Below are 9,862 nucleotides of genomic sequence, written 5' to 3' on the forward strand. Positions count from 1 at the left end.
AATCTGAGACAAATAGAGAGAAGGAACTACTTGTTAAATGCTATTTGCTCAATAAGTTCACTGATATTGGTATGGCTAAATTTGAGATAGTTACATGAATTTACCATAAATCACCATCTCATAAAGTGTGATGCAACAAAGCCCACTGGGATCCAGGAATTTTATTAAGTTAGTAAGCATAAAAGCAGCCATTTTATGTTAAAATACAACGTTTTGATGATTATGAAAAAGCTGGATTCCAGACTGGAATGACACCATTTGTTGTAAACTCACTTCTTCTTGATTTGTAGAACAATAAAACAGTAAGCTAAAAGGGAACTTATTACTCAACAAAACAAGACTTAAAATTTTGTGCAATGCTATTGATTATAGCTAGATATGCATCTTTTCCAGGCTCTATGTCTGATCCAATAGGATCAAGAACTACCATTTTTGCGTCATTAGAAAGGGCGTTAGGCTTTATGCTATCTTCCTGTGAATGAGCAAATATACATTTAACGTTTTCTTCCTTCATTATCTTTTTTAGCTTCATTAAACTCTTCATACCTATGTAAGAATCCTCTTCTATGGAAAGAATAGCGCTTGGATGATTTAGACCGAAATATTTTTCAAAATATTGATAAGCATCATGAGTAACGATGTATTTTTGATTTTTAAAATCATTCAGTTCTTTCATGATTTCTTTTACTTCTTGGTCTATTTTTTTTATAGCTTTTGTTGCATTAGAACTGTATCGATGGGAATTTCCTTTATCTATGTCAGACAATGTTGCACTTATAGAAAGTATCATGCTCTTTGCATTTTCGGGACTCAGCCACATGTGTAAATCTTTTTCATCTTGAATGTGAGTGATTTTTCTAGAAAATGAATGTGGCCGAGTAGGAAGTAGGTTGATTGCCTTTGACAATTGCACTAGTTCTTTATTATTTTTGGCGAAAGTTTGAACAAACGTCTCTAAGTTATCGTCAACATAAAATATAACGTCACTTGATTCTAAATTACTCGCATCAGATGGCTTTAATATATAATTATGTGCAGATGTTGCATAGCCAAGCAATTCCGGTTCTAAAATCCCTTCTGTAACAGAAGCTACAAGTGAGTGGATAGGTTTGATTGTAGCTACAACTTTTAAATTGGATGAAAAGGCAATATTATAGTATAGTGTAAGTGAAAGTAATAGAAAAAAAGCCAGTAAATGTCTCATATAAACGTTGAGAAGAAGTTAAATTTTGTCAATAAATTGAATAATGTCAATAATCGTGTTCTAAAAATAGAAAATCTTGCTCTCGCATATGATGGTAAAAGAATCCTTGACAATATCAATATGTTCATGGAAAGAGGAGACATAATTACAATACTTGGTCCAAATGGTGGAGGTAAAACCTCTTTAGTGAAAGCAATTGCTGGTATAAATAAAAATTATACTGGAAATATTGTGTTAGCTGAGAACACAAAAATTAGCTACATGCCGCAAAATTTTAGTATTAGTAATTTGATGCCAATAACAGTTGAATATTTTCTTTTAAATAGCTCCTTGAAAAGACTAAAGAAAAATCAATCCATTATTACAGAAACGATAGAGTTGGCTGGTATCGGTAACATTTTGAAAAATCAAGTGTTAGAAATTTCTGCAGGGCAAACACAATTATTACTGCTTGCACGTTGTTTAATTGCAGAGCCTGACTTGATCATTCTAGATGAACCAGTTAGTGCAATGGATATTAACGCGCGGGCTAAATTTTATGATATTATAAATAAAATAGCAAAAAAACGATTGGTATCGATTCTTATGACTTCTCATGATCTTAACTCTGCTCTACCATCCTCAGATTACATAATTTGTATAAATAATACTATCTATTGCCAAGGCAAGCCTGATGAGGTTATGAAAAATAGAACCCTAAATGAAATATTTAGCAGTTACGCAGCGAAATGATTCAAAATATTTTGCGTCTTCTGCACATAACTACGGTGCTGACGCGTTACAATATATTACCTTATTTACTTCCACCATCAAAAAAATCAATAAATAAAATACAAGGCCACAAGCTAAAGTGTGCTCTTGAAAAATTAGGTCCGGTGTTCATTAAGTTTGGGCAGTCTATCTCATCACGTACTGATGTTTTAAATGAGGATATAACAAATAACTTGTTATTGATATGTGATAGATTGCCATCATTTTCACATAAAATAGCAGTTAAAACTATAGAAAGTGAGTTTAATTGTAAATTGAGCGACATTTTTTCAAGCTTTTCTGAAAAGCCAATTGCAGCAGCATCGATTTCTCAGGTGCATAGAGCGGTTACAACTGAGGGTAAGGAAGTTGCTGTGAAGGTTTTAAGGCCAAATATTGAGAAAACATTCTCAAGGGATATAAAAATGCTTTCTTGGCTTGCAGAAATTGCAGAAAAATTTAGCGAACAATCAAAAAGGCTGAGGCCAATTGAATTAGTCAAAACTTTTGCTGAAATTTGCCGATTAGAGTTAGATCTACGTTTTGAAGCTGCTCACTCTTCGGAACTAAAGGAAAACACAAAAAATGACAGAGGTTTTTACGTACCTGAAATAGATTGGAATAGAACTTCGAAAAAGGTTTTAACATTAGAATGGATAGAAGCAACGCCAATATACGAAGTTGAAAAACTGAATAATCGTAAGCAAATAGCTATCAATCTTATAGAATCGTTTTGCAATCAAGTATACAGGGATTGTTTTTTTCATGCTGATATGCATCCTGGAAATCTAATGGTTGATAGTAATAACAATATTATTGCCCTGGATTGTGGAATCATGGGTAGAATAGATCGTGAGACATGCTATTACGTTATAGAGATACTCAAAGGCTTTTTAAATCGGGATTATGATCACGTTGCAAAAATGCACTTTAGGGCTGGTTATGTTTCATCACAGCATAGAAATTTTGTCACAGCTTGCAGGGCAATAGGTGAACCCATTATTGGGCAGCCTATACAGAAGATTTCATTTGCTAGTTTACTTGCTCAGCTATTAAAAATAACTGGTGATTTTGATATGAAAGTTCAAACACAATTGTTATTGCTGCAGAAAACTATGATTTTACTGGAAGGGACATGTAGAAAGATCTACTCAGAAATCAATATGTGGAAAGTAGTTGAAGCGTGGATAAGCAGTCAACATGAAAATAAAATAGGGTATAGGGAAAAAATTAGAAGTTCTTATCCTGTAAAAACAATCCAAGGGATATTTAGCCTTATAGAAAAATTAAACCTAATAGCTGATAAAAAATTAGAAAACATCCAAATTAAAAATAAATCAAATGGAAAAGTCTATTTTTTATTGTGGTTTGTAATTATAATTCTAATCGTTAAACTTTTAATTTCTTAAACTATGGGAAAAAACTGCGTCAAATCCAATTTTTATTCAACTTAATTTTTAATCTGCAGGAGCCGAGTTGAGAATGTCCAATTTTCCACTTTCTTTATGTATCTGTTCAGCAGAGTGGCAAAATAAGGTAGACGAGAAAAGACAACTATAGGAACAAATGGGTGTCATGCCAGTGCGTGACACTGGCCTCTTGTTTCAATGTTAAACAAAATACCATAGAATTCAAAAAGACAATTCCTAGAAAATTTCTACATCCAAAAAAGGCATAAGTTATGTTAATGCTGTTTGAATGAGATGATATAAAGATAAGCCAAATTTTTACAAAGAAAACATTTCAAGCAGCAAGACACCTTTGATTGAAAGAGAGCACCAAATTTATGGGGTGAGTAACTGCGCTATTTCAACTATAGTATTTTCTAAAACGAATGATAAACGTCTAAAATGGTATTACCAACTAAAAGGTGTAAGTCTGTACATTGATGCATTAGAGGTCTGAGGCAACTTTTGATGGTGTGCCAACAATGCTCTATCGGATTTAGATCAGGTGAATATGTTGGAAGATAAAGCAAATGACAGCCAAAAGACTCTATTAATGACTTTGTTTTGGGAGTTTTATGGAATGTAGCATTATCCATAACTATGGTTGTATCACGCTGTAATTGTGGAAGTAATCTTCGCTCTAACCATACATTAAATATATCTTTATTACACCCTCCTGTGAAGGTCATTGGTGCAATAAACTTCTCATCCACCTATTATACTCACTCTTTCCCGCTTTTTTCCTGGAACATCAGCATATATTTTTTCTCCTCTTGGAGCTCGTGCATATTCTCGGTATAGTCTATTATCAACTCCTGCTTCATCTATATATAAAATGCTACAGTGGTCTATTTTTGAGACTTTATCGATAAATTGCTGCCTATCTTCTTGATTGCGCTCTTGATAGAATGTGACTTTTTTTAAAGGTTATTTTTAGCTGTCTTAATCTATACCAAATTGCACTTATCCCAAAGCCAAGGTTTTGTTTCATTTCCGCTAGTGTGTGATCTGGGTGTTTTTTGACATATTCTTTGAGTATTTCTGGATCTATTTTTCGAATAAAACCAGTACTTTTTACCGCTTTGAGACCTTGGCCAGTAGCTTTCTTTTTTAGCCATCTATATAGTGTTGCTATCCCTATCTCAAAAACCTCTGCAACTTCAACCTTTGACTTTCCTTTTTCTACCAAAGACACTGCTTTTTCCCTTAAATCTACACTATATACCATCGCTTTCCCTACTTTAAAAAAACATATTATACCTTTATCATTCGCTTTTGAAAATACTATAGTTAGCGGAATGACGGTTTTTCAAATTGTCGGTAAATCTAAGTCAGTTTAGCTATAATTTCCTAAATTTGCTCACAATCTCTTGACTTGACACATATGTTTTTTTCCCAAATGTTACTATCTTCCTCCTTTTCCTTTCTCAATTTGTGCAACCATTTCCTTTACATTTGCATGCGTGAGAAGGGAATTTTTGCTGACATGAGATTTTGGATCAGATTTTGCTGTTACGTGTTTCGTTGCAGATCTTTTATTCTCTGTTAGAAATGAATGAGATTGTTTTTTCTTCACACCGATATCCGCTTGTGCTGCTGGAGTGGTTTTGCTTTCAGCAAGCTGTACATTAGCATTTCCTTTTGCTTGATTTTGCTCAAATTTTTCTTTTAATGCCTTTACTTTACTGCCCATCTCGCGATTAGCTCCTCCTTTCATAGTAGCTGCTGCTACTTTTGGTATCGCCTTACCAGCAGCTTTTTGTGCTGATTTCCTATTGTCTTGATTTTCAGATTTTAGTGGTACTCTTTCAGCTGATTTTTTAAGAATTACTCCTACTACTTTTGGCTCTGTGCTTACTTTTTGATTAGCACGGCTTAGATTTTTAGGCTTTGGCGGTACTGCAGGTTTATCTTTGATTACCACTTTCGATTCTTGTCTAACTTCTTGACCAGTAGTAAACATTTTTTTTGGCACTTGCGGTGGTTTTGGTGGTACGAGGGATTGAGGTTGTTGTTTCTGCTTACGTTCTCTTTTTGCTTCTATATGTTCTTTAGGAACTGTTGCATAAATTGGCTCTTCTTTGGGCGATTTTGAACTCTGCGAATTTTCTATTAAAATTTTACTCTTCTTCTCTTGATAATTTGATATCTCTTTGTATACAGACTCTTCATTTAATGAACTTCCATAGCCTGAATCTTCTCTCTGCTCATATAAAGGATTTTCCTTTTGCTTTTTCTCTTGATAATTTGATATGTCTTCATATTCAGACCCCTGATCTAATGAACTTTCATAGCCTGAATCCTCAGAAGGATTTTCCTTAGCATCAGGCATACTAAAACTATTAGCTCTTTTTAGTAAAGAAGATGTAGACTTTGCCTTGCTTTCTCCATCTGAGGATATTTCTGATTTAAAGCGTACCTTCCTCGAATCTGGAGCAGCCGGAGGTGCTGTTGTTGGTCGCTTTATTTGCCTCATGCGATTACCACCTAATTTTTCTTTCGGCTGTTCTTCTTTTCGCAGCTCAAAAGTACCTTCCTTTTGCTTTCTACCTTCCAAACTCACTTCGTGTGATCTATCTTTTCCTTGACTCTTTTCACTTTGTTCTAAATTTAAAGAATCTTTTAAAATATTATTTTTTCTGAAATCTTTTTCTAATTGTTCCAAGAGATCAATTTTTTTAAAATTCTTGTATACTTAGCTGCTGTTTCTAAAGTGAAACTTGACAACTCATCATTTACAAAATTACTTATACTACTGTTCTTGGTTGGAAAATTTTTTCCCAAAATTCTATTCATTAATGTTTTAAAAAGACCTAATGGCTGTTCTACATAATTGTTCAAGTCAGTATATATAACAAACTCAGCTATACCTTTTGCCTCACCTGTAAAACCTTCTAATGCATGAGATAAATCCCTTAACGTTTTGTTATATTGTTTCTCTGCATTTCCTAGCTTTACAGCTTTGATCAGAGAATCGAGATTTTTTTTATAGTTCTCACTTTTAAATGGATTATTCATACTAATTACAGCTCATTATTTATTAAAATATAGATCTAAAATATTAAGATCTAGTAAATATTACTTTTGTAATTCATGTAGAACTATAGCTATAATAAGTAAGATTTCCCTACGTCATACCGCCGCGGTATCTCCAGATCCCCCTAACAACTTACTATTACCCACAAATATGAGGTTCGTGAGCAAGTCGCCATCCTTCTGCTAAATCAAAGAGACGTTTATATCCTTTCCAAAGAGTAATTGGTCCTGGTTTTGGGTCATTTTTTCTTGCTAAATGGCCTCCAAGTTCATGAAACAGCTTCTTTTATGTTGGGAACTACACTTGGACATGGTTTTCTGTGTATTTTAACGTATAAAACTTTCCATTCTTCTTCAGCTAATAAGGTAGTACATGGTAATGTTGGGTTAGCTCTTGCAATTGATGTAATAAAGAAGATCCTCCAAGCAATAATACTCATAACTGTTAGATATCTCATGAGTCTTTCTGCTATTCCAAGCCTACATTCTTCAACTTTGAGACCGGATTTAAAATTTTATGTAATATCTCTATTTTCCATCTAAGGCAATTGTAAGTTAAAAACGTGATATAAAAGAGATAAGAGAGAAAGATAACCCTGCTCACTAGGAATAGCGGGCGTGCGCGACTGAAAGGAAATTGGTATTACAACCGTTGGTATCAAGGTACGCTAGCCCTATCTCTCGATACGTTTGAATAGTTGCTTGGGACATATATATGCACCCGTTTACAATCTTAAATTAACTAAAACTATCGAGGTTTATTATGGTTACATCTTATCAAAATTTTATTGGCATTGACATCGGAAAATTTAAAAATATCGTTGCAATTCACAAACAGAAGAATGCTGTCGAATTTGATAATAATGCTTCTGGTTGGCAACAATTATTTCAAGAGTTTTCAGATATTCTACCTAATGCTTTAGTGACTTTAGAAAATACAGGGAAATATGAGCTTGGCTTATCACATTTTCTTACCGACAAAAATATTGCCGTGCATCGAGCTAATACTCGTAAAGTAAAAAGCTTTATTTTATCTCACGGAACTTTAGCAAAGTCTAGATGCAAGAGCTCTTGCTCAATATGGATTTGAACGCCATAGAACTATCTCTCTATTTGTACCTACCTCTACAGAACAATCAACTTTGGCTGCACTTTGTCAACGTCGTGATGATATTACGCAAATGAGAACTCAAGAAAAATGCAGACTTGAAGCACCGGAAAATGATCATATAAAAGAAAGCTGTCAAAAGACCATTGAGTTTTTCGATAGTCAAATAAACGAACTCAATGATACTATACAAAAGATTATTGATGAAAGCCGCGAATTACAACAACGCCAAAAAATTCTTAAAACAGTTCCTGGAAAAGTTATCACAAGATTTTTTGTGTTTAATGCCAGAGCTTGGTTACTTAAATAGAAAAGAAGTAGCAAGTCTTGCCGGAGTTGCACCGCATCCAAAAGAAAGTGGTAAAGCTGTTGGTTACCGAAGGATTACAGGTGGTAGAAGTAACGTTCGTTCAAAGCTCTTTACAGGCGCTATGGCTGCTACAAGGTCAAAATCTATACTTGGCGCCTTTTATTCTAAGCTTGTTGAAAGTGGTAAGAAGAAGATGGTGGCTATAACAGCCCTAATGCGTAAAATTATAGTAATTGCTAATACAAGACTTAAAGAAGCAATTAATTTGCATACTTAAAAATCTTCACAACGGTAACTGAAATTGGCTAATGAATATGTGCGTCCACACAGACTTAAAGCACATATTCATTAGCTTAAGCAGAAATTGCTGTGGTAGCTGTTTGATATAAAATTCTATTTCTATGACAAACGGGTTTTTATTGCCCATATAATTTGCAAAATTACACAAATAAAAAAATTTTTAAAAAACATAGTTGATACCAACTAATTTTTTCAACAGCTTCATCGAAAGTATTAACTGAAAGATTCGTTAATAGCATCCATTCTAGCGGTTTTTTTTAAGGGAAGGGGAGTTTTCTCAACAACATAAACTGCATAAAGTGGTAATTTAGGTAGTTCTTCCGTCTTATGCCTAATATTATTCTTAGATGGATTCATCATAAACTTTCCAAATCTAACTTCCAAACGTGCTGTTCTTTTTGGCTTATTATCTTTTACAGGAACTTCAACTTCTACCGTACCTGCACAATGAGAGGATTTAATAAATGCCCATAACTTCTGCTCACCTTTTTCAGGATATCGAGATTTTCTATTTACTGCTCTATCTCTGCATGCTCTAACTAGCACTGCCGAATTAAGATTATGTGCAAGCTCAAAAAAGTCATATATATCTGCTTCTCTATCGCATACAGTTATAGTCTCAGTTTGAGTTGGATCAATAATATTATTTGTTTTTCTTAAAGTTTCCAACCACTTTACGCTTTCTTTATCTTCAATGCGATCGCTCTTTTTTTTAAGGTTCTCAGTTTCTTCAGGTCTTGAATAAACTTTTTGATCTAGTATCCCTAGTACCAAACCTTCTATACTAACGGCAAGAGCTGTATGCATTATAATACCTTTTGCAGTATCATAACTGGACAAATTTGCTAATCCGCTTGTTTTTTTATGGTTATTATATACAATGTAACTGGTATCTTGAATGACAAGAACCCTCTTGTGAGCTTTTGTTCTCTCAACCGTCTTATTAATATGTGTAGCTAAAATATCACTTTCTTTTACATTCTCATTTTGAAAAAAACGTTATGCTGTTTTTGCTTCTGACCAACTTTCACATGCTTGATTAATCTAACTTTCAGGTAATTTTGTCAAACATATCAGCAATCTTTACTAATCGCTCAGTTAACCTTTTATCTCCAAATTCATTTTTAGCCCATTCACTACTTTTACTTGCCATTTTACACCCTCAATATTTGCAAACTTTAATATTGTAATATTTTACTTTTTAGTCCATTTATATTTGTGGGTAATAGTAAGGAATGACACCGTCTTGGATGGAAACCAGTGTCAGCTACTTTCATGACACCATCACAAGGTGAAACTGGATCCCAGTGGGCTTTGTTGCATCGCTCAAGCGAAAAGAACTGGCAGTTACTGACAAAATTCATTATAAATAGCCATTTAACTGTTGAAGAAAAAATATGCCACAAAAAATGAGAGTCAGTAACTGCCATGAATATAACAAATTTCTCCAAGAAAGAGGAAGCATTTTTTGTTATATCAATGACGCCATAGAAAATTGGTACGAGAATTGTCCAAAAATGCAGGGCGGCAACTATATTTATAGTGATAAAGTTGTGATTTTGGTGCATATAATCGTCAGTTTCTTTAGAATTGGTTTAAGACAAACAGTCGGGTTTATAAAAGGGTATTTGCAACAAATAGGAAGAGATTTGCAGCTATTCACAAGCATCAAAAGAAACTTAATATTAAGATAAATGATTGCAGAA

At 33.8% G+C, this 9,862-nt stretch carries 8 protein-coding genes and 4 pseudogenes; 5 read left to right on the plus strand and 7 right to left on the minus strand.

The window, feature by feature from the left end:
* Positions 1–322: 322 nt before the first annotated feature.
* Positions 323–1,204 carry a zinc ABC transporter substrate-binding protein gene (locus OZD64_RS02660; protein ID WP_010962934.1) on the minus strand — a complete coding sequence of 294 codons (882 nt, stop codon included), beginning with the start codon at positions 1,202–1,204 and terminating at the stop codon, positions 323–325.
* Between OZD64_RS02660 and OZD64_RS02665 the strand changes: the two genes are divergently transcribed.
* Entirely contained in the window at positions 1,196–1,936 is a 741-nt protein-coding gene (locus OZD64_RS02665; protein ID WP_274999252.1) for a metal ABC transporter ATP-binding protein, read from the plus strand. The genes OZD64_RS02660 and OZD64_RS02665 overlap by 9 nt on opposite strands.
* Positions 1,933–3,363 carry a 2-polyprenylphenol 6-hydroxylase gene (gene ubiB, locus OZD64_RS02670; protein ID WP_070356945.1) on the plus strand — a complete coding sequence of 477 codons (1,431 nt, stop codon included), beginning with the start codon at positions 1,933–1,935 and terminating at the stop codon, positions 3,361–3,363. Before OZD64_RS02665 ends, ubiB begins: the two co-directional genes overlap by 4 nt.
* Before the next feature lie 416 nt (positions 3,364–3,779).
* Here ubiB and OZD64_RS02675 read toward each other — a convergent pair whose 3' ends face one another.
* From OZD64_RS02675 to OZD64_RS02695, 5 genes and pseudogenes are all read right to left on the minus strand, one after another.
* Positions 3,780–4,115, minus strand: a complete 336-nt coding sequence (locus OZD64_RS02675) for a transposase (RefSeq protein WP_049973597.1) — start codon at positions 4,113–4,115, stop codon at positions 3,780–3,782.
* 167 nt (positions 4,116–4,282) lie between these two features.
* Positions 4,283–4,630 carry an IS630 transposase-related protein gene (locus OZD64_RS02680; protein ID WP_022626382.1) on the minus strand — a complete coding sequence of 116 codons (348 nt, stop codon included), beginning with the start codon at positions 4,628–4,630 and terminating at the stop codon, positions 4,283–4,285.
* Positions 4,631–4,807: 177 nt separating this feature from the next.
* Positions 4,808–6,067 (minus strand): hypothetical protein, encoded by a 1,260-nt coding sequence (locus OZD64_RS02685; protein ID WP_274999253.1) that lies wholly within the window; start codon positions 6,065–6,067, stop codon positions 4,808–4,810.
* Positions 6,055–6,420 carry a hypothetical protein gene (locus tag OZD64_RS02690; protein WP_274999254.1) on the minus strand — a complete coding sequence of 122 codons (366 nt, stop codon included), beginning with the start codon at positions 6,418–6,420 and terminating at the stop codon, positions 6,055–6,057. The genes OZD64_RS02685 and OZD64_RS02690 overlap by 13 nt, the downstream gene beginning before the upstream one ends.
* A 157-nt stretch (positions 6,421–6,577) precedes the next feature.
* Positions 6,578–6,985, minus strand: a pseudogene (locus tag OZD64_RS02695) (IS4 family transposase); the annotation flags it as partial.
* A gap of 216 nt (positions 6,986–7,201) precedes the next feature.
* On the opposite strand from OZD64_RS02695, the pseudogene OZD64_RS02700 reads away from it, so the two are divergent.
* Positions 7,202–8,133 (plus strand): annotated as a pseudogene (locus OZD64_RS02700) (IS110 family RNA-guided transposase).
* Positions 8,134–8,326: 193 nt separating this feature from the next.
* Here the strand turns inward: OZD64_RS02700 and OZD64_RS02705 are convergent.
* A pseudogene (locus OZD64_RS02705) lies at positions 8,327–9,309 on the minus strand (IS4 family transposase); the annotation flags it as partial.
* A gap of 122 nt (positions 9,310–9,431) precedes the next feature.
* On the opposite strand from OZD64_RS02705, the gene OZD64_RS02710 reads away from it, so the two are divergent.
* Together OZD64_RS02710 and OZD64_RS02715 are read left to right on the plus strand one after the other, a co-directional pair.
* A complete protein-coding gene (locus OZD64_RS02710) occupies positions 9,432–9,569 on the plus strand; it encodes a hypothetical protein (protein ID WP_209452472.1) in 138 nt (45 codons plus the stop codon).
* Positions 9,554–9,862 (plus strand): annotated as a pseudogene (locus OZD64_RS02715) (transposase); the annotation flags it as partial. The gene OZD64_RS02710 and the pseudogene OZD64_RS02715, both read left to right, overlap by 16 nt.

It is taken from the genome of Wolbachia endosymbiont of Drosophila tristis (genome assembly GCF_028981745.1).
Lineage (GTDB): Bacteria > Pseudomonadota > Alphaproteobacteria > Rickettsiales > Anaplasmataceae > Wolbachia > Wolbachia pipientis.